Genomic DNA, 19,444 nt, shown 5'->3' with positions numbered 1-19,444 from the left:
GGCCTGTGCCGAGGCCGGCAGAGTTCGCCTATCCGGCCAGGGCGAGGACAAGCGGGAGCACTTGGTCAGCACCGGCCTGGCGCAGCAGGCGTGCGCCTACGGCCAGGGTCCATCCGGAATCGGAGTAGTCGTCGACGAGCAGGACCGGGCCAGGGGTGCGGGCCAAGGCGGCGGCGAGTTCGTCGGGCACAGCGAACGAGGCGGCCAGGGCGCGAAGCCGCTGGGCGGAGTTACTGCGGTGCGCGGCATGCTCGTCGGCGTGCGGGGCGTAGGCCAGGCGGCCCAACAGCGGGAGCCTGCCGACCCGGGCCACGCCCTCGGCCAGTGAGGCGACGAGCTGGGGGCGGGTGCGGGACGACATGGCGACGATCCCCACGGGCCGCGCCACCGCGTCAGGGGAGCCGCTGGCCCAGCCGCCCGGCGAGCGGGCCCAGTCGGCCATCACCGTCACGACGGCGGCCAGCACGTCGTCCGGGACCTGCCCGTCCGCCGCCTGGGCCGACAACATCGGGCGCAGGCGGTTGCCCCAACCGATGTCCGACAGCCTGCCCAGCGCTCGCCCTGTGACTGCCTGCTGGCCTGCGGGGATACGGCCCTTGAGGTCCATTCCGACCGCGGCGAGCCCGGTCGGCCACATCTTGCGGGGCTCGACCTCGACTCCCGGGCGGTCCAGCTCGCCTGCCGCCGCCGCGAGGGCTGCAGGAGACACGGCCGCCTCCAGCCAGGGGCCGGCGCAGGAGTCGCAGCGGCCGCACGGGACCGCCTTCTCATCGTCCAGCTGCCGCTGCAAAAACTCCATCCGACACCCCGTGGTCGCCACGTAGTCCCGCATGGCCTGCTGCTCCGCCGCCCGCTGCTTCGCGACCCAGGCGTACCGCTCCGCGTCGTACGCCCACGGCCGCCCCGTCGCGGTCCAGCCCCCCTTCACGCGCCGGACCGCGCCGTCCACGTCCAGGACCTTCAGCATTGTCTCCAGACGCGAGCGCCGAAGATCCACCAACGGCTCAAGCGCCGGCAGCGACAGCGGACGGCCCGCCTCCTCCAGTACCGCCAGCGTGCGCCGGACCTGTTCCTCGGGCGGGAAGCCCACCGAAGCGAAGTACGCCCAGATCGCCTCGTCCTCCTTGCCCGGGAGCAGCAGCACATCCGCATGGTCCACGCCACGCCCCGCACGCCCCACCTGCTGGTAATAAGCGATCGGGGACGAGGGCGACCCTAGATGCACCACGAACCCCAGGTCTGGCTTGTCGAAGCCCATACCCAGCGCAGAGGTCGCCACCAGCGCCTTCACCCGGTTCGCCAGCAGATCCTCCTCCGCCTGCAACCGATCAGCGTTCTCCGTCTTCCCCGTGTAGGAAGCCACCGGATACCCGCGCTGCCGCAGAAACGCCGCGACCTCCTCCGCCGCCGCCACCGTCAGCGTGTAGATGATCCCCGAACCCGGCAGATCCCCCAGCCGCTCCCCCAGCCACGCCAGCCGATGTGCCGCATCCGGCAACTCCAGCACACCCAACCGAAGGCTCTCCCGGTCCAGCGGCCCCCGCAGAACCAGAGCGTCCCCACTCCCCGTGCCCAATTGCTCGGCCACATCCGCGGTCACCCGCGCGTTCGCGGTCGCCGTCGTGGCCAGCACAGGCACCCCCGCCGGCAACTCCGCGAGCATCGTGCGCAACCGACGGTAGTCAGGCCGGAAGTCGTGCCCCCAGTCGGAAATACAGTGCGCCTCGTCGACCACCAGCAGACCAGTCGTGGCCGCAAGCTTCGGCAGCACCTGATCGCGAAAATCCACAGAATTGAGACGTTCCGGGCTCACAAGGAGAACGTCGGTCTCACCGCGCTCCACCTCCCCGTAGATCGTTTCCCACTCCTCCGGGTTGGCCGAGTTAATGGTGCGCGCATGGATACCCGCCCGCGCCGCCGACTCAACCTGGTTACGCATCAGCGCCAGCAGCGGCGAGATGATCACCGTCGGCCCGGAGCCACGCCGTCGCAGGAGAGCGGTGGCGACGAAATACACAGCCGACTTACCCCACCCGGTGCGCTGCACCACCAGCGCACGACGACGCTCCTGCACGAGAGCCGCCACCGCCTGCCACTGGTCCTCCCGCAGTCGCGCCGAGCCCCCGGGGTCACCGACGAGCTCAGCGAGGATGGCATCGGCTTCAGTGCGGAGCTCCAGGTTGTCCATGCCCCCATGCAACCCGATAGCAAGGACAATCGACCACTTCACCCCGCGTGACAACCAACTCACAAGCCGCCGGACACGCACCGATCAAGGACGGACGAGGCAGATCCTCCGGCCGCAGCCACCCCCGAACCGCACGTTTACGCAGGTCAGGGCGCCAATTCCGCCCGGAATTCGAATGCCCTCCCAGTTCGGTAGCCCCGAAGCGCTAATTCTCCACACACAACGCTCTGCCCGTTATCCAGTAGGTTCTGCGTCTCGGCGGAACACGAGCAGATCATCTTCGCTCGCACTGCCGAGTCGGCGTTCCAGTCCGCGTACGGACTCGACATGATGGTCAACACCGAAGCGCCCAAGCCTCTCGTCGACTCTTCGCCACAACGAACGAAGACTGATTCTTCAATAGGTGACCGTCGCACGGGTGTCGGCGAGATGGTGGCTCTGCCCCTTACGGGTGCCCGGCCCGTCATCGGATTCCCTCCGTGCCATGACCCCCTGGCGCGATGTGGCAGTGCTGCGTCAAGATCACCTGGCCGGCGGTTCTGCCTGACCGGAGCCGGCGACGGACGCCGAAATCACGTACTGCAACCCGGGGACCAGTACACAGGCGGAGAGAGGAAGACGAACGCCATGCTCGATGCGGCCGGTCTCGATCCTGTGGAAGTACGCGCATACCGCAGCCTGGTCAAGATGCCCGCGGCCACGCCGCCCCAGCTCGCCCGCCGTCTCGGGTTGTCCGGTCACGAGGCAGCCGCGCTGCTCGACACACTGGAGGCCAAGGGCCTGGCCAGCCGTGCCGCGGGCTCGGCTCACCGGTTCCAGGCGTCACCGCCGGACCTGGCGCTCGGCCCCCTGCTGCTGAGCAGGCAGCAAGAACTGCACGCTGTGCAAGCCGTGGTGGCGCAGCTCACCGAGGAGTACCGCAGTGAGGCCGGGCGCCGTGGTTCGACCGACATGGTCGAAACCGTCATCGGGGCACCGGCCATAGCCTCGATGTTCGACCAGTTGCAGCGATGTGCCCGGGACGAGGTCCTGGCGCTGTGCAAACTGCCGAACATAGCGGTGCCGTCCGGGGGGAACGACACCGAGATCGGGGTGCTGAATTCGGGGGTAGGGTACCGCGCGGTATACGAACGGGCGGCGCTGGAGGTGCCGCCCGAGGTGTTCCGGATCCGCGAGTTCATCCGGCAAGGTGAGCAGGCCCGTGTCGCCCCACAGGTTCCGGCAAAGCTGGTGATCGTGGACCGGTCGCTGGCCCTGCTGGTGTCCTCGTCCGTACGGTCCACCGGTGCCGACGGGGACAGTCCGTCCGGCATCGGCACCGACCGGGCGCCGGACGATCCCTCCGCCGGACCATCCGGTGAAACGCTCGGTGGATCGTCCGGGGGCACCCCTGATGAGCCGTCCGCCGTCCTGGTCCACCCTGGTGTGCTGCTCGACGCCTTGGTCGCGTTCTTCGAGAGTCTGTGGGCGGGGGCCGCTCCTCTGCTGCTCACCGAGGACGGCCAGATCGGTGAGAGGAGCCCAGAACAGGCTCCCCCGCCCGAGGACCTGGCCCTGATCTCGTTGCTGCTCATCGGGCTGACGGACACCGCCATCGCCGGTCAGCTGGGGCTGAGCCTTCGTACGGTGCAACGCCGTATCCGCGACCTTCTCGAGACAGTGGGGGTCCGCACCCGGATGCAGCTGGCCTGGGAGGTGGCCCGCCACGGCTGGCTGTGATCCCCTGCCGGACACCGAGTACCGGCCAAGGGCCCTCGCCCCATTCAGCCGGGTCGAGGGCCCCTCGTACGGCGGCCTCCGGAGCGGAGCCCACCGTCACTGCCGGTTGATCACTTCTCGAACACCTGGAATTCCGAGGCGCGCACATTGAACGCCGACGGGGAGCCGGTGGCGCAGTCGGTCACGTTGTTCGGGTCGTTGTCCTGCTTGCCGGCGTACGCCGGGTTGCCGACGCACTGGTTGGTGATCGCCTCGAAGCGCAGGTCGGTCGCCGTGGTCACCGGGATGTCGAAGCTGCGCATCGTCAGATTCGGCGCCAGCGGACGCGGCTTGGCCGCCTGGAAGGCATCCTTCGGGCTGAGGTAGACGACGTGGAACTGCTTGGCCTGGGAGCAGTCGACGGTCGCGGTACGGGTGCAAGCCGATACCTCGAACTGACGCAGGGCCGAGAAGCGGCTCTGGCTGCCGGTGTCGCCGCCCGGGTCCTTGGCGTTGGTCGGCCGGTTCAGGGCACTGACCTGAACGCGGCGGATCTTGCTCGCGCTGTCGCGGGCCAGGTGGATCAAGACACCCTTGCCGCTCACCGAGGTCTTGGTCTGCTCGCCGACGAACGCCCAGTTGGTACCCTCGTCGTCATCGATCAGCGCCGACAGGTTCATCCCGTCGCCGCCGGTGATGGTGGCACCAGCCGCCGCCGAGGCGAGGTTGGGCTGCATCTTGACCTTGACGGTCTGCTTGGAGCTGTCGGTCACCTCGAAGTCGAACGGCACCTCACCGTAGCCCGGGGCGACCGCGATGGCAGTGTAGTGGCCCTTGGCGAAGGCCGCCTTGTTGCTGAGGCCCGCGGTCGTACCGGCGATCGGCGTGGTCCGCGCGCTGAACTGACCAATGAAGATCTGGGCGTTGGGGACGTCGTCCCCACCGTTGACGATCTTGAAGGTGATGTTGCCGTTCGCGTCGGCCGGGGTGGCGAAGTCCGCGTGCGGCCGGGTGTCGCTCGTCGAGGTGGCAGTGGCGTCGGTGCCCAGACCGCGCTTGGAGAACGCGCCCCACATGACATCGAGGTCGTCACCGTGGTAGCGGATCTTGTCCGCAGCGAGCATCGCGTCACGGGCGTCGACCATAGTGACCTTGCCCGTGCCCATCAGCAGGTACGAGTCGAACATCAGCTGGATCCAGCGGCGGCCGCCGCCGCACTTGTCGACCGAGGTCTTGCCGGCCGCACAGGAGGCGAGCACTTTCTGAGACGGCTCGCCGTACTTGCCGATGAGCGCTTGACGCACCTCGTAGTTGACGGCGTTCCAGATCTCGCCGTCGGAGTGCACCTCCGCCCCAGCCATGTCGTAGCTGAAGTTGGAGTAGTTGAGCGGGCTGTTGTCAATCGCGAAGTTACGGATTCCGCGCTCGTTGTTGTCGGTCACATACGGGCCGACGACCCACGGGTCGACACCGTCCGGGACCGCGCCCGTCTCGATCAGCCGCTCGGTGGAGACCAGGTCGCTCCAGGACTCTCCCATCGAGCCGGCGTGCGCGCCGGAGAGGCCGGTGGTGCCGCCACCGACCATGCGGTTGCTGATGGCGTGGGTGTACTCGTGGCCGATGACGGAGTTGTCGAAGTCACCATCGGCGCAGCGTCCGTAGAAGGCACCGGCCTGCGGCTGCCACAGGTACATGTTGGTCAGCGCCACGCCGCCGTCGGCACCGGTGCTCTGGTTGGCGTTGTTGCGGGTCGCCGGGTTGTTGCCACCGGAGCGGGCGACGCCCATTTCCGGGTCACCACCCTTGCCGCCCAGGCCATAGTTGTCGCTCTGCATGTTCCACGTCTTCTCGGTGAAACCGAGCTGGTACGAGAAGTCATGCATGATGTTGTGCTGGACGAACAGGTTACCGAGCGCGGCGTCCCGGTCGGGCTGGGACGGGTCGGTCAGCACCTTCGGGTCACAGCGGCTGGCGTGCCAGGCGTCGGCGAAGGTGTAGTCGTAGACCCGGTCGGGCCGAACGTCCGGCGTGATGCCGAGCCAATTGCGCCCGGTGGAGTTCAGGCCGTCGCTGCTGAAGGCGTTGGCGCCCAGCGTCGTGCCGAGCTTGTAAAAGCTGCCGTAGCTGCCGCCGCCCTCACCGGACGCGATGTCCCAGGCGTGGTGCGGCGCGGCCGGCGCGCTGTCGCTCAATACCTGGTCACAGCCCGGTCCCGCCACCCAGCACACGGTCTGGCGGGTGTCCTTGGAGGAGTCGTCCAGCGGGGGCGAGAAGGAGAACGCCTTCCACTGCGGATTGCCGTCGTGATCGGCCGCGACCTCGTCGTCGACGAGGGACCGGCGGGACAGCACCTCGCCGGTACGCGCGTCCACGATGCTGTCGTACAGCTGGGGGTCCTCGTCGGCCGTACCGACCTGCACCTGGTAGGCCGAACGCACGGTGCCGTCCGGATCTGCGACCACGACCGCGCGCACGAGCTGCGAGCCGGTCAGCCCCGCGGCGTCGTACTTCTGCCAGCCGTCGGCGGCGTCGGCCGAGGTCAGCTTGCCGGGAGTCATTGTCACGTCGGCCAGCGCGGCCTTGATCGCGTCCTGCGCGGACAGGGTCGCCGGCTTCGGCGTACCGGTGACCGGGGCGAGCGCGCCGGACACACTGACCACAGTGCCGTCGACGACACCGACGGAGACCTGGCCGTCCTGGCCGAAAGGCTTGCCGTCCACCTCCTGGGCGAGCAACACCGCCGCGCCCTTGCCGATCGGGGTACTCGACATCAGCTTGAGACCGTCGACCTGGTCGGCGGATATACCGAAGAGGTCCGCATTGGCCTTGAGGTACGCCCGGGCCGTCTGTTCCGGCTTGGTCGGCAGCCCCTTCGCCAGGGCGGCGCCGTCGCCGTCCGGCACGACGGTCGTCGGCGTGCCGTACCGGCTCCAGCTCACCCTCGCGCGGGCCTTGTCCGCCGCACTCCTGGCCTTCGCCGACGGAGCCTTGTGGGCCCCGGGCAGGTCCTTGTCGGACTTGCCGTGCTGGTGCGAGGCGAACGTGCCCGACCGGGATTCCGACGGCTTCTGTCCCTCGGTTCCAGGCGCCGCACCGGCGGACGAGGTCTGTGCCACCACTATGACGGCCGCCGTGGCCACCGCCAGTGCCGCCAGCCGTCTTCGCGCGGAGTCCATGCGCATACGTGCTCCTCCTTGTGGGAAGTCCGGACCGCGATCACTCGTTCCGGATTGCGCGGAGCCTGGCACGGGTCGGGGGTTCACAGGAACGGTTCCTACGTGGCGGAGTTACGACACTGCACAGTTCCGCCAAACAGATCCTCCGGCGGAGAGCCGCCCTACCGGCAGCGGGCGCCTCGATCCGTCACCGCTGAAAATCCACCAGCAGGCCGGTCGTGGCCGCAAGCTTGGGCAGCACCTGTTTGCTGGACGACGAGGAGGCAACCGCCTGCGGGCGCTGCGACAACTGCGCCGGTGCGCGCTTCGACCAGGCGGTCTCCGCGGCGGCGTTGGACACCGCTCGCGGCGAGCTCGGGAGACCGGGCGTCGAGGTGGAGCCCCGCAAGATGTGGCCGACCGGTCTCGCCGCGGTGGGTGTCGACCGCAAGGGCCGTATCCCCGCGGGAGAACTGTCCGGCGCCGGGCGCGCACTGGGCAGGCTGTCCGACATCGGCTGGGGCAACAGGCTGCGCCCCATGCTGACGGCGCAGGCCCCGGACGCACCCGTACCGGACGAGGTGGCCGACGATGGTGACCGTGCTGGCCGACTGGGCCAAGGCCCGCGGGGGGGGTGGGCACCCGGCGCCGTGGACGCAGTGCCCCGGCCGGTGGGTGTCGTCACCGTGGCGTCGCACAGCAGGCCACAGCTCGTCCAGCCCCTCGGCCACCGCATCGCCGAGGTCGGGCGGATGCCCTTCCTGGGCAGCCTCGGCCACGCTCCGGGGGCCGACGGGATCCGCGTCTCGCAGACCAACAGCGCCCATCGGGTCCGGGCGCTGCACGAGACGCTCGTCGTGGGACCGGAGTTGGCCGGGGCGCTGGCACAGGCGCACGGTCCCGTGCTGCTCGTGGACGATCTCTCGGACACCGGCTGGACGCTCGCCGTGGCGGCCCGGCCGCCGCGACGGGCCGGAGCGGACGCGGTGTTTCCGCTGGTCCTCGCTGTTCAGGCGTGACAGGTGGCGTCATCCGGGGCCGGATTGGGCAGGGATATCCGTGTCATTCCCGTTGATTACCGTCAGCTGCGCCAATTGCTCGTTGCCGCCTGCCGATACGCCAGGAAGAATTGGACTCGCTCCCTGCACGGTCCTTTCGCGGCCCGGAAGGGCTGTGCCGCGGCGCGCCCTCACCCGACCCCTGCCCGCATCGTGGGCGCGTATGCGAAGGGAGGACCGTGACCTTCGGATTCGCTCCGTCCGCAGCCACTTCGATGTCGCCCGCCGCCGTCTCCGCCAACCGCCTGGCCCGGATGCTCGAACCGGCCGAGTGGGCAGCGGCGGGAATACCGCTGCTGCGCAACCCGCGCGAGGTTGTCAGCGGCCTGCACGCCAGGCACCGGCCGACTCCGGCAACCGCCGTCGTCGCCGTACTCGATCACGAGGAACGCCTGACGGCCAGCGCCTCGTTCGCCCGTCGCTCGGTGACGGCGGACGGCTGGGAATTCCGCAACTCCCTGCTGGCACATCTGCGCCGGGTCGTCCCGCACGATCTGCGCCGCCGGACACCCGTCCGTACGGCCGTACTTCTCTACTGCCGTGAGGGGGACGAGCGCTGGACGGAGGAGGACGGGGCGTGGATGTGGGGGCTGCGGGATGCCTGCACCCTGCACGGTCTGAGGTGCGGCGCGTACATCACGCTGACCCGCGGCGGCTGGCAGGTACTGGGCGAGGGCCGGGGCGGCCGCCACCCGAACTCCACCTCGCAGCCGGCCACTCTCGCCGCCACCGCACTGGATCATGATCCGGCCCCGTCGCGTACCGGTGGCGGGGCGGCCCAGGCTCTGCACCGCAGCGCGGCCCGCTGACGCCGTCGTGGGCCCGGCCGCCCTTACGGGCAGCCGGGGCACCACAGGCCGGCTCGCGCTGCGGTCAGACGCCCGCGCCGAGCACCGCGTTGACCGACTGCGGGTCACCGCAGACGATCAGCAGGGCTCCGGCACTCCGCTGCGCGGTGGACAGCGCGCGCGTGGCGGCGTCATCGATGGCGCCGTTGACCGCGATGATCACCACCGGCCGGGGCTTCGCCCGGTCGGCGGCTGCGACTCCGGCGAAGAACACGTCGTCGCCCGCTTCGTGCTGGGCCCAGTAGGCGGCCTCACCGAAGGACAGCTCGTGCGTCGCCCACGGGTGCTGTTCGCCCGTGGTGAGCACCAGGATTTCGCCGGGTGCCCGACCGGAGTCGAGCAGCAGGTCCACCGCCCCGTCGGCGGCGGCGAGCGCACCGTCGGCCGTGGCGGGGATCAGCTGAAGCTGCCGAGCGGAACGATTCTCCGGCGGAGCGGCCTGGGGCCTGCCGGAGAGGGAAGGCGGGCGCTGCGCCGGGGGCGCTGGCCTCGCGGGACCGGGACCCGGACGACCGGGGCGCGGCGTGGCCGCTGAACGCGGGCCGGGTACGGGACGAGGGGTCGACGCGGTGCGGCCGGTGGCCGAAGTGGCGCGGGGACCCTGGGCGCTCTCGTGAATCTGAGGCTCCTCGGGGATGAGAGGCATGAGTGGTTGTCTATCAAACGCCGACGCACAAGACATCAGCGGGTGGGTACGTGTGTGCGATCAGAAGTCGAAGCCGAGCTGGCCCCCGCTTTCCAGTGCGGCCGCCTCGGCGGAGAAGCGGACCTTCTTGAGGTGCTGCCACTTGGGCAGCGCATCCAGGTAGGACCACGAGAGGCGGTGGTGGGCCGTGGGCCCCCGCTCCTCCAGTGCGGCCCTGTGCACGGGGGACGGATAACCGGCATTGGCACCGAACGCGAAGTCCTCGTACTCCCCGGATTCCGCGCCGAGTTCGGCCATGACCTTGTCCCTGCGGACCTTCGCGATCACCGAGGCCGCCGCAACCGCGATGCAGGACTGGTCGCCCTTGATGACGGTACGGACCTGCCAGGGCGGGCCCAGGTAGTCGTGCTTGCCGTCGAGGATCACCGCGTCGGGACGCACCGGCAGCGCCTCCAGGGCGCGAATGGCGGCGAGCCGGAGAGCGGCGGTCATCCCGAGCTCATCGATCTCCTGCGGTGAGGCGTCGCCGAGACCGTACGCGGTGACCCACCGCTCCAGCAGCGGCGCGAGTTCCGCACGACGCTTGGGGCTGATCAGCTTGGAGTCGGTGAGTCCGGCGGGCGGCTTACGGAGACCGGTGACGGCGGCACACACGGTGACCGGCCCTGCCCACGCCCCGCGCCCGACCTCGTCGACACCGGCGACGGTCTTGGCACCGGTGGTGGCGCGCAGTGAGCGCTCGACGGTGTGCGTGGGTGGTTCATACGGCATGGCGCCAGCAAGGGTACGCCGATGCGGCCGCCGAGAACACCCCGGGGCGCGTACAGGCCGCCGCCGCCCGGCGCCACGCCGCGGGACGTATCTCGAGGCCGCCGCCGGAAGTGGCCCGAGCGGCGGCCGGCAAGAACGGTCAGCGGGAGTCGGAGCGGAAGAACGGCATCGCGACCTGATCGATCAGCTCGGCGATGTCGCCGTCGCTCCATTCGCTGCCGCACACCTTGCTGCGATACATCATCATCGCGGGGAACAGTTTCGCGACGCCCGCGCCGCCCCGACCGGCACTCGGGCCGGCGCGGCGCGGCGGAACAGGGCGGCGCGTGGGATCGGCCGGGGCTGAGCAGTTCCCGGCCGTGGTTGGCGGCTCCGGACATGACCGCGCAACAGAGTTGCTCGCCTCGTTCGTCCTCATCGAGCGTCCAGCCTGCTCAACGCGAGCCAGCAGGTGGGCGGTTCGCTGGGGCTCTCGATCCTGGTCACGGTCTTCGGCACGGCGAGCCGCACCGAGGCGGAGAAGCAGGTGCCGCTGTTCCTGGCGAATGCGTCGCCCGACCAGAAGGCGGAGTTCGCCAGGACCCGTGAGCTGCCGGGGAGCTGGGGACACGAGGTGCTCACGCAGGGCATCTCGACCGCGTTCGTCGCGGCGGTGGCCATGGTGGCCCTCGCCTTGCTGACCGCGGTGGTGGTGATCCGCGTGCGCAAGAGCGATCTGGATGCGCTGAGCGGCAAAGCATCGGCTGGAAGACCAGCCGTGTGACGCACGACAGCCGTGCGTACGGGGCCTACGGCCACTGTGGCCCGTTCTGCCCCGGTCCACCGGACAGGGCGAAACGGGCCGCCCCCTGGAGGGCGGCCCGACGCCGTTGTCAGCGAGGCCTGTCGGACACGGACCGGTACCGGAGGCACCGCAGGACCGGACCGAGCCGGACCGTGCGGATCAGTGGAGTCGTACGAATCAGTACGGGTCGTACGGGTCGTACGAGTCGCCTCCGTCGCCGCCTCGTTCACTCCCCTCGCCGCCAGACCCCCGGCCCTGACAGTTCCGCACACGCGCACCGGGGTCCCAGTCGCCGAGAATGTCCCGGGCCCGCGCCTCACCCCAACTCGTCGCGTACCAGGGCGTGTCCGAGTTCCTCAGTGTCCGCTGGATCTCGTCGAGCGCGCAGGAGCGCAGCGGCTCGGGCAAGGTGTCCAGGGCCGGCACCGCATCGGCGGAGAGGCCACGGAGGTACTGGATGTCGATCGAGTGACCGTCGCGGTAGCGCTGGACGTTCTGTTCCGCGATCAGACCGTCCGGCGAGACCAACCCGAAGGCGAGTACGCCGACGGCCGCACTCGCCGCGACGGCGCGCGGAAGCATCTTGGCGCCGAACACCCCGGCCGCCATGATCAGCACAAGGACGACACCCAGCCAGAGCTCAACCGCCGCCACAGAGATACGCAGCCGGGTCAGACCGTACGCGTATACGTACAGATCCATGCGCCGCAGTGCGGAGGCGACCACGACGAGCGTCAGCAGACACAGCGTGCCGAGTACGGACCGCACGAGCGTACGGTCGCGCGCTCCGCCGCGAGGTGCCCAGCGCAGCGCGAGGGCGATGACCAGCAGCGTGAGCAGGGTGGCCCAGAGCAGCTGCCAGAATCCCTGGCGGGCGTACTGGGCGTACTGGTCGCTGAGACCTGATCCGGCCATCACCTTGTCGTATCCGCCGAGCAGCACCGTGAGCTGGATGGCGAGGAAGACGGCGAAGAGCAGATTCAGGACGATCAGCGGAAGCGCCCATTCCAACCGGCCGCGTGCCGCGCCAGGACGTACGGTCACCTTGTCCCAGAGCACCGGGGCAGCGGCGGTGTACGCGGCGGCGAGCGCACCCACGAGCCCGATCGCGCCGAGGAACAGCCGCCACGGGCCTTCACCCAGCGACACATCGGGAATCAGGCTGCCGAGTACATCGGCGAACGCGGCATCGGCGCTCGCGAAGAGCGCCCCGAACACGACGACCAGCACGATCGCCACGGCAGTGGACCGGAACACGACGCCCCAGCGGCCCCGGGAGCCGGCCATCCGGTCGCGTACACCATGGGCGCCCCAGCCCAGCGATCCGGCGACGGACGTGAGGAGTCCCACCGAACCGAGGAACATCCCGAGCCAGCTCCGGCTGCCGTGCAGCGCGAGCGAGCCCAGTGCCACGGCGGACACGACGGCGAGGAAGGCCGGCCAACCCGCGTCCCGCAGTGCCGGGACGATGAGGAGCGCGAGGCCGCCGACCGCCCAGACCGCGGTCCACGGGCGCAGCCGGCGACCGGTCGCTCGTGCGGCGAAGTACGCCGCGAGTGCCGCGGGAACCGCCACGACGAGCAGGTTCGGGCCGATCCCGTCCCCGAGCAGCAGGGCGCTGAGCAGCGCGGTGGCCAGGACGGACCAGAGAGTGGCCGCGGGGATGACCCCCGGTTCGGTGGGGCGGAACCGTACGAGTACCGACGGCGTCTGCTGAACGGTGTGCCCCCAGACGGCGGGCGACTGCTGTGTCCGCTGCGCGTAGGCCGGCACCTTCGGAGGCTCCGGCGTCTGCGCCTTGGCCGGCGCCGCCCCGGATCCGTCCGGCTTTCCGAGCGGCTTCCCAGGGGCTGCCGAGGACGCGGCCGCTCCGGACGTATCCGCCGGCTCGGGCGGCCCCGACCCATGCTCATGCTCGGGCCGGGGTGACTCTGATGTGATACCGGACAACGGGACCCCTCCCCACCGAGGTCCGCCCACGCGAGCCCTGGGCAGCGCGCGGCCCCCCGGCGTCTCATTCGGTGCGCGCCCGTCGTCATGATCACCGAGGGCGGCGTGGCCGAAAGAGTAACCCCCCGGTACCGTCGTCGGCCTGACGGGGAAGCCCTGTGGCAGTACCGTGACAGTCGGGCGCGGCGCGCCGCTTCTACTGTGCGAGCCAGCCGGGGAGCTGCTCCGTATTCGCCGTCCACTCCGCCGGTGGTGCACCCGCGGCGCCCGCCGCGACCACCCCGCCGACGATCGCGCAGGTCGTGTCGACGTCTCCGCCCGCCTGAGCGGTCACCCAGAAGGCCTGCTCGAAATCGCCGAGGCTGCGGGCCGCGGACCAGAGGGCGAACGGGACGGTGTCGTGTGCACTGGTACGACGGCCATTACCGAGGACCGCGGCGACCGTGCCGGCGTCGCGGTAGTCGAGCATGTCGCGGGCCCGGCGCAGCCCGGCCCCGACCGCGCTGCGCGGTACGAGCGCGATGACGCCGTCCAGAAGGTCCGTCGGCTTCGGCGGGCCGGTGGGCGACGCCGCGAGCGAGGCGGCCGCCGCCACGGCCATCGCCCCCACGACGGCTTCCCGGTGCTGATGTGTCGGGTACGAGGAGATCTCGGCCTGGTGCGTGGCCTGCTCGGGGTCGTCCGCATACCAGGCACCGAGCGGTGCGATGCGCATCGACGAACCGTTGCCCCACGAACCCAGGCCGTTGAACAGAGCGGAGGCCAGCTCCCGCCAGTCCCCGCCCTCCCGGACCAGCCTGAGCAGGCGGTTCACGGCAGGTCCGTATCCCCGGTCGAAGTCGTGGTGCACCGCGAAGGACCGGGCGAGCGCGTCCTGGTCGATACGGTCGTGCTCCCGGAGTACGGAGAGGACCGAACAGGCCATTTCCGTGTCGTCGGTCCACTGCCAGGGCCCGGGGGGCAGGGAGCGGTCCTTCAGGAGCGGATAGTTGGCGGGCACAAAGAACTGGGAGCCCAGGGCGTCTCCCACGGAGAGGCCGCGGAGGCTGGCAAGGGCGCGCTCGAAGCGCTGGTCGGAAGCCGATTCGGTCATCACCTCCACTCTATCCGGTGATGCCGTACGGCTCAGGAATGCGCCAGCGCTCGAACGGCCGGTCAAGTGTGTAGCGGCCGTCCTTGCCGAGCACCAGCATCCGGGACTCCCCGTTTCCGGGATTCGAGAGAGATTCGAATTCGGCCACGGACCAGTGGAACCAGCGCATACAGAACAGCCGCATGGTCAGACCGTGCGTGACCAGCAGGACGTTCGGCGGGTGGTCCGGGGCCTCGAAGCTCCGGTACAGGCTCTCCAGGAAGGCTCCCACCCGGTCGTACACATCCGCTCCGGACTCCCCCTGTGCGAACCGGTAGAAGAAGTGCCCGTAGGTGTCCCGGTAGGCCTGCTGCAGCCTGACATCGTCCCGGTCCTGCAAGTTCCCCCAGTCCTGCTCGCGCAGCCGCGGCTCCTCCCGTACCCGTACGCGTTCGAGGTCGAGGCCGAAGGACCTGAACGTCTCGTGCGTACGGCGGTAGGGCGAGACGTACACGCTGACCCGCTCGCCGTCGAAGAGCTCGCGCAGCCGCACTCCCGTGTCGCGGGCCTGCCGCAGCCCCTTCGCGGTAAGCCTCAGGGCATGGTCGGGCTCGCGCTCGTACACCGTGTCATCGGCATTGCCCTCGGACTCGCCGTGGCGGACCAGGACAATGCGTTGCGGTCTTGCCATGTACCGACCCTAGATCGAGTCGCAGCCGTTCGAGCAATTGTCCGGATCTCGGCCGTCGCATGGCGGACACAAGACGTCGGCGCCTCGCATGTCACGTTGCCGCTGGCGAGACGCCGGCAACTCGTCCTCTCACACCGTCCATGACGGTTCGAGCTGTACGACGTCACCGGCGAGCTCCGCGACATCGTCCTCGGTCTGTGCCCGCTGCGAGAGCCGTTCGACACTTCCCGCCCGGTACTTGCCGCGTTCGGCGCTCGACTGCCACATGGAGAGCACCAGGAACTCGTGGCCCGGCGCCTCTCCGAACACTCCTCGCAGCATCCCGGGCGACCCGGCCATCGCCGGATTCCACACCCGTTGCTGCATCAGCGCGAAATGCTCGACCCGGTCCTCGTGCACCCTGCTGTGCGCCACCCTGAGCACGTCCGCGTCGGTGAACGCGGGCTCGAAGCCGGTCTTCACATCGAAGCGGTACTCGAACAGCTTGACCTGTATGTCGTTGCACGTACCGGACTGCGCGGCGGCCAGGGCGTCGTGCCCACGCGCCATGAACGAGTCGTAGAAGACCCGGTTCTCCCAGAACGCGAAGACATGCGCCACCTCCGGCCGGCCACGGCTCCAGCCGCCGCCCTGCCCCCTGAACCCCGGCTCACCCAGCAGCCCCGCCCACTTCCGCTGCCCCCGCTCGAAACCGCGACGGTCCACCACACTGCAGCGAATCCACTTGACCAGCACGGCCCCATCGTACGGGTGTCGGACGTGGCGTGGGTCACGCTCCGATGGAGTGCACCTGAACCGGCGGCAAAATGGCCAACTTGGCCTCTCTTCACCCGAATCCGTCAGTTCGACCGCTCGGCCTCACCGCGGCGGATTCCGCACCGAGGTACCGGAGCGGCGCGGTGGCCCGATCCCGCCACCTGTACCCAAGCCGGTTGGTTCCACGGACAGTTACGGACATGATCGGGTGATAGAACCGGAGTGACGGCCCCGCGCGCGAAGGAGGGAAGTCCGATGAGCACGCCCAACAAGGACATCGAGAAGGTCGAGATCAGGCTCAAGTGGGACCCCAGTTCACAGGGCGAACCCCCCAATGACCTCGACATCATCGCGGCAACCTACTCGGCGGAGGAGCCGTACGGCGCCCCCGAGTACCTCGTGCACTTCGACAGCCGCGCACCCGACGGCACGATCACCCTCAACCGGGACAGCCGGACCGGTCAGGGGCTGGGTTACGACGAGGTGATGACGCTGGAACTGGACCGGCTGTCGGACTCGTACGCCCGGGTCGTCGTCGGTGTGGCCATTCAGCAGCGCGACGGACGCAAGACCTTCGACGCCGTGGAGAACACCGCGGTGCAGATCCGCGAGGGGTACAACAGCCTCTCGGAGGACGACTTCTCGACGGTCGGCGCGGCGACGGCGGCGGTCGTCGCCGAGTTCGTCCGGGACGTCTCCGGGGTCTGGCGGTTCCACGACACGGTGCGGGGCTTCGAAGGGGACGCCGACTCGTTCGCCGCGACGATGGGAAGCCGCCCGCCCGGAGCGTGAGGTTCCGGGTACGGGACGGGGCGGGAAGGTCTCCGAGGAGATCTTCCCGCCCCATGACCGGCCGCGGTGCGCGGCTCAGCCGTCGCGCCTCATGCTGCCGCGATCAGCTGCAGCCGCTGGTCGAGCCGCAGCCCTCGCAGATGTAGCAGGATCCGGCGCGCTGCATCTTCGTACCGCAGGAGAAGCAGAGCGGGGCGTCCGCGCTGATGCCCAGCTGCATCTCGACGAGTTCCGCCGAGGTGTGCGCCGTCTTCGGGTCCGGCTTCTCGGCCTCCCGCACGGGGGCGACCGCCTTCAGCGGTTCCGCCGGCCGCACGGGGGCGGACTGGGCCAGGCCCTCGATGTCCAGCTCGTCGTCCTCCAGCGAGGCCTCGTACGAACCGGTGTCGAGGTGACGCTGACGCTCGTCGGCCGAGTGGATGCCGAGTGCCGAGCGGGTCTCGAACGGCAGGAAGTCGAGCGCCAGCCGGCGGAAGATGTAGTCGACGATCGACTGCGCCATCCGCACGTCCGGGTCGTCCGTCATACCGGCCGGCTCGAAGCGCATGTTGGTGAACTTCGAGACGTACGTCTCCAGCGGGACGCCGTACTGCAGACCGACCGAGACGGCGATGGAGAAGGCGTCCATCATGCCCGCGAGGGTAGAACCCTGCTTGGACATCTTCAGGAAGACCTCGCCGAGACCGTCGTCCGGGTAGGAGTTGGCGGTCATGTAGCCCTCGGCGCCGCCCACCGTGAAGGAGGTCGTGATGCCGGGACGGCCCTTGGGCAGACGCTTGCGGACCGGGCGGTACTCGACGACCTTCTCGACCGCGGTACGGATGGTGTCCTCGGCCTTGGCGGTGACCGCGGCCTTCTCCTTCTCCTTGGTCTTCGCGGAGAGGGGCTGACCGACCTTGCAGTTGTCGCGGTAGATCGCGAGCGCCTTGACGCCCATCTTCCACGCCTCGAAGTAGACCTCTTCGACGTCCTCGACGGTGGCCGTCTCCGGCAGGTTCACCGTCTTGGAGAGCGCGCCGGAGATCCACGGCTGGATGGCCGCCATCATGCGCACGTGGCCCATCGCGGAGATGGAACGCTCGCCCATCGCGCAGTCGAAGACCTCGTAGTGCTCGGTCTTCAGGCCGGGGGCGTCCACCACATTGCCGTTCTCGGCGATGTGGGCGACGACCGCCTCGATCTGCTCCTCCTGGTAGCCCAGGCGGCGCAGGGCCTGCGGGACGGTGCCGTTGACGATCTGCATCGAGCCGCCGCCGACCAGCTTCTTGAACTTGACCAGCGCGAGGTCGGGCTCAAGGCCGGTGGTGTCGCAGGACATCGCGAGACCGATGGTGCCGGTGGGCGCGATGACCGAGGCCTGCGCGTTGCGGAAACCGTTCTTCGCGCCGAGGCGGACGACGTCCTGCCAGGCCTCCGTGGCGGCGGCCCAGATCGGGTTGTCGAGGTCGTCCGCGTGGACGGCAACGGCGTTGGCGTCCGCGTGCTGCTTCATGACGCGCTGGTGCGGCTCGGCGTTGCGGGCGTAGCCGTCGTACGGACCGACGACCGCCGCCAGTTCCGCGGAGCGGCGGTACGAGGTGCCGGTCATCAGCGAGGTGATGGCCCCGGCGAGCGCGCGGCCGCCGTCGCTGTCGTACGCGTGGCCGGTCGCCATCAGCAGGGCGCCGAGGTTGGCGTAGCCGATGCCCAGCTGGCGGAACGCGCGGGTGTTCTCACCGATCTTCTCGGTCGGGAAGTCGGCGAAGCAGATGGAGATGTCCATCGCGGTGATGACCAGCTCGACGACCTTGGCGAAGCGCTCGGACTCGAAGGACTGGGTGCCCTTGCCGTCGTCCTTGAGGAACTTCATCAGGTTCAGCGAGGCCAGGTTGCACGAGGTGTTGTCCAGGTGCATGTACTCGCTGCACGGGTTCGAGCCGTTGATCCGGCCGGACTCGGGGCAGGTGTGCCACTGGTTGATCGTGTCGTCGTACTGAATGCCCGGGTCGGCACAGGCCCAGGCGGCCTCGGCCATCTTGCGGAAGAGGGACTTGGCCTCGACCTCTTCGATGACGTCACCGGTCATCCGGGCGCGCAGCCCGAACTTGCCGCCGGACTCGACGGCCTTCATGAACTCGTCGTTCACCCGGACCGAGTTGTTGGCGTTCTGGTACTGGACGGACGTGATGTCGTCGCCGCCCAGATCCATGTCGAAGCCCGCGTCACGCAGGGCGCGGATCTTCTCCTCCTCCTTCACCTTGGTCTCGATGAAGTTCTCGATGTCGGGGTGGTCGACGTCGAGAATGACCATCTTGGCCGCACGGCGGGTGGCGCCACCGGACTTGATCGTTCCGGCGGACGCGTCGGCGCCCCGCATGAAGGAGACCGGACCGGAGGCGTTGCCGCCGGAAGAGAGGAGCTCCTTGGAGGAGCGGATACGGGAGAGGTTGAGGCCGGCGCCCGAGCCGCCCTTGAAGATCATCCCCTCTTCCTTGTACCAGTCGAGGATCGACTCCATGGAGTCGTCGACGGCCAGGATGAAGCAGGCGGAGACCTGCTGCGGCTGGGGCGTGCCGACGTTGAACCAGACAGGCGAGTTGAAGCTGAAGATCTGGTGCAGGAGGGCGTACGCCAGCTCGTGCTCGAAGATCTCCGCGTCCGCCGGGGAGGAGAAGTAGCCGAAGTCCTCACCGGCCTTCCGGTACGTCTTCACGATCCGGTCGATGAGCTGTCGCAGACCGGTCTCGCGCTGCGGGGTGCCTACGGCCCCGCGGAAGTACTTGCTGGTGACGATGTTGACCGCGTTCACCGACCAGAAGTCGGGGAACTCGACGCCACGCTGCTCGAAGTTGATCGAGCCGTCGCGCCAGTTGGTCATGACGACGTCACGGCGCTCCCACGCCACCTCGTCGTACGGATGCACGCCGGGGGTGGTGTGAATGCGCTCGATACGCAGGCCCTGCTTGGTCGCAGTCGACTTGGCTCCCTTGTTGCGGGAACCTCGTGCCGGGCCGCTCGCCGTCTCTGTCATGCCGCCTCCCATATGTGGGCAAAAA

Annotated in this window: 12 protein-coding genes and 2 pseudogenes; 5 read left to right on the top strand and 9 right to left on the bottom strand. The window is 69.4% G+C overall.

Annotated elements, in window-relative coordinates:
- Positions 1–28: 28 nt before the first annotated feature.
- Positions 29–2,188, bottom strand: coding sequence for a RecQ family ATP-dependent DNA helicase (locus tag FHX80_RS23250; RefSeq protein WP_145765977.1), 2,160 nt, complete (start codon positions 2,186–2,188; stop codon positions 29–31).
- Positions 2,189–2,815: 627 nt separating this feature from the next.
- On the opposite strand from FHX80_RS23250, the gene FHX80_RS23245 reads away from it, so the two are divergent.
- The gene (locus tag FHX80_RS23245; RefSeq protein ID WP_167523599.1) at positions 2,816–3,907 is read left to right on the top strand and encodes a helix-turn-helix domain-containing protein; all 1,092 of its coding nucleotides are present in this window, start codon (positions 2,816–2,818) and stop codon (positions 3,905–3,907) included.
- A 110-nt stretch (positions 3,908–4,017) separates the two neighbouring features.
- Here FHX80_RS23245 and FHX80_RS23240 read toward each other — a convergent pair whose 3' ends face one another.
- Positions 4,018–7,068 carry a M36 family metallopeptidase gene (locus tag FHX80_RS23240; protein ID WP_145765975.1) on the bottom strand — a complete coding sequence of 1,017 codons (3,051 nt, stop codon included), beginning with the start codon at positions 7,066–7,068 and terminating at the stop codon, positions 4,018–4,020.
- Positions 7,069–7,310: 242 nt separating this feature from the next.
- Here FHX80_RS23240 and FHX80_RS23235 point away from each other — a divergent pair.
- Both FHX80_RS23235 and FHX80_RS23230 read left to right on the top strand, forming a co-directional pair.
- Positions 7,311–8,060 (top strand): annotated as a pseudogene (locus FHX80_RS23235) (recombinase RecQ); the annotation flags it as partial.
- A 218-nt stretch (positions 8,061–8,278) separates the two neighbouring features.
- On the top strand, positions 8,279–8,908 hold the full coding sequence (locus tag FHX80_RS23230; RefSeq protein WP_145765974.1) for a hypothetical protein: 630 nt from the start codon (positions 8,279–8,281) through the stop codon (positions 8,906–8,908).
- A 64-nt stretch (positions 8,909–8,972) separates the two neighbouring features.
- On the opposite strand, the gene FHX80_RS23225 is transcribed toward FHX80_RS23230, so the two are convergent.
- Positions 8,973–9,593, bottom strand: coding sequence for a hypothetical protein (locus FHX80_RS23225; protein ID WP_145765973.1), 621 nt, complete (start codon positions 9,591–9,593; stop codon positions 8,973–8,975).
- A 60-nt stretch (positions 9,594–9,653) separates the two neighbouring features.
- Entirely contained in the window at positions 9,654–10,364 is a 711-nt protein-coding gene (locus FHX80_RS23220) for a ribonuclease HII (RefSeq protein WP_145765972.1), read from the bottom strand.
- A gap of 421 nt (positions 10,365–10,785) precedes the next feature.
- Here FHX80_RS23220 and FHX80_RS23210 point away from each other — a divergent pair.
- Positions 10,786–11,127 (top strand): annotated as a pseudogene (locus FHX80_RS23210) (MFS transporter); the annotation flags it as partial.
- Positions 11,128–11,325: 198 nt separating this feature from the next.
- On the opposite strand, the gene FHX80_RS23205 reads toward FHX80_RS23210, so the two are convergent.
- From FHX80_RS23205 to FHX80_RS23190, 4 genes are all read right to left on the bottom strand, one after another.
- A complete protein-coding gene (locus tag FHX80_RS23205) occupies positions 11,326–13,098 on the bottom strand; it encodes a DUF4153 domain-containing protein (protein WP_375883479.1) in 1,773 nt (590 codons plus the stop codon).
- 196 nt (positions 13,099–13,294) lie between these two features.
- Positions 13,295–14,191, bottom strand: coding sequence for an ADP-ribosylglycohydrolase family protein (locus tag FHX80_RS23200; protein WP_145765971.1), 897 nt, complete (start codon positions 14,189–14,191; stop codon positions 13,295–13,297).
- A 10-nt stretch (positions 14,192–14,201) separates the two neighbouring features.
- On the bottom strand, positions 14,202–14,861 hold the full coding sequence (locus FHX80_RS23195) for a histidine phosphatase family protein (protein ID WP_145765970.1): 660 nt from the start codon (positions 14,859–14,861) through the stop codon (positions 14,202–14,204).
- Between the two features lie 129 nt (positions 14,862–14,990).
- Positions 14,991–15,596 carry a YdbC family protein gene (locus FHX80_RS23190; protein WP_145765969.1) on the bottom strand — a complete coding sequence of 202 codons (606 nt, stop codon included), beginning with the start codon at positions 15,594–15,596 and terminating at the stop codon, positions 14,991–14,993.
- A gap of 276 nt (positions 15,597–15,872) precedes the next feature.
- On the opposite strand from FHX80_RS23190, the gene FHX80_RS23185 reads away from it, so the two are divergent.
- Positions 15,873–16,409, top strand: a complete 537-nt coding sequence (locus tag FHX80_RS23185) for a TerD family protein (RefSeq protein ID WP_145765968.1) — start codon at positions 15,873–15,875, stop codon at positions 16,407–16,409.
- Positions 16,410–16,512: 103 nt separating this feature from the next.
- Here the strand turns inward: FHX80_RS23185 and FHX80_RS23180 are convergent, their stop codons facing one another.
- The gene (locus FHX80_RS23180) at positions 16,513–19,419 is read right to left on the bottom strand and encodes a vitamin B12-dependent ribonucleotide reductase (protein WP_145765967.1); all 2,907 of its coding nucleotides are present in this window, start codon (positions 19,417–19,419) and stop codon (positions 16,513–16,515) included.
- Positions 19,420–19,444 lie beyond the last annotated feature (25 nt).

It is taken from the genome of Streptomyces brevispora, from assembly GCF_007829885.1.
Classification (GTDB): Bacteria; Actinomycetota; Actinomycetes; order Streptomycetales; family Streptomycetaceae; genus Streptomyces; species Streptomyces brevispora.
Note: the sequence above shows the minus strand (reverse complement) of the source record. Positions and strands in the feature narration are given on the sequence as shown.